This is a genomic window from Coleofasciculus sp. H7-2, from assembly GCF_042747725.1.
GTDB lineage: Bacteria > Cyanobacteriota > Cyanobacteriia > Cyanobacteriales > FACHB-T130 > FACHB-T130.
In genome coordinates, this window is the sequence record NZ_JBHZGO010000095.1 from 1 (window position 1) to 1,069 (window position 1,069).

General features: G+C 44.3%; 2 pseudogenes. One reads left to right on the forward strand and one right to left on the reverse strand.

Going from position 1 to position 1,069, the window contains the following annotated elements:
* Positions 1–124: 124 nt before the first annotated feature.
* A pseudogene (locus ACFW2W_RS19115) lies at positions 125–572 on the reverse strand (transposase); the annotation flags it as partial.
* A gap of 88 nt (positions 573–660) precedes the next feature.
* Here ACFW2W_RS19115 and ACFW2W_RS19120 point away from each other — a divergent pair.
* Positions 661–828 (forward strand): annotated as a pseudogene (locus ACFW2W_RS19120) (glycosyltransferase); the annotation flags it as partial.
* Positions 829–1,069 lie beyond the last annotated feature (241 nt).

The following is a 1,069-nucleotide window of genomic DNA, read 5'->3' on the forward strand; positions in this document are numbered from 1 at the left end:
GTCGCCCGCAATCTAGCTCTCAACCTGTATCGTGATTTAGGCTTTGACAACATGGCTCAAGCTCAGCGTCGTTGTGGGTTCAGCTTGAACCACTTGAAGTCAATCTTTAGAATGAAATAGCCCTGTCTAATGGTAGGCTTTTTACTCCATCATATAAATGTGTAGTTACCACCACTACCCCATTATCTGTTTTGCCAATTTCTCCTAGATATTGTCTTCCGATTCCAGCCGTCTCATTGCCACTTTTCCTGTGGACACCAATCATCTATTATTAAAGTAAATCCTCTCTTTACCTTCGTTTGACTGCATTGCTGCATTACTTGCAGTCTTCGCTCGTTGATTTTCTGTGCGTCCCAGGTCGCTTCTGTTAAAAAATGATGCAATTGGTGGTAAACCACTCCTACTGCGTTATTTGACATTTGAGTTAAGTTTTTTCGTTCACTTTCCCCCAATAATCCCCCCAAATAGTGTCTAAACCCTTTTTTTTGGGCTTGATGGCTGAAAACATCATCAAACCGACCACACCATTTCTCAAAGCATGGGGGCATGGCGGAGGGAGTGGTTTCTTTCATGAGTCTTCCTCGACGTGGAATCGTTTCCCTGCTTGAATTATACGCGTTTTATTCTTAGTTCTTAGTTTAAGTCCCGTTAGTTGCCCAAGATGGCAGTGAGGTGCGAGAACACCTATGCAATCTAACACCCTCTAATGCCCGTACTATTGGTGAAGCTGCCCGTAAGCATATCTTGGCAGAACACACCTACGCTCATCGAGCCACACAGCTCGAAACCTTACTCAATGGGAAGCACACTCCATCGAAAGAGTTTTAAACGCAATGTAAACAACCCACCGTTTTCTCTCTTTCAGGAATTACGCAACTTGCGCGACATCTGGGCAACCACAGGGGGATTGCCCCTACAAACCTCTATATGTATAAGCTTTGCGGGCGTTGCATAATAAAGTATGAATTCAAGGTGCTTAGCCATGCAATGTCCTCGTTGTGGTTCTACTCATACCCGTAAGAATGGTGTGAAGCAAGGTAAGCAAAATCACATCTGTGCGGAATGTGGT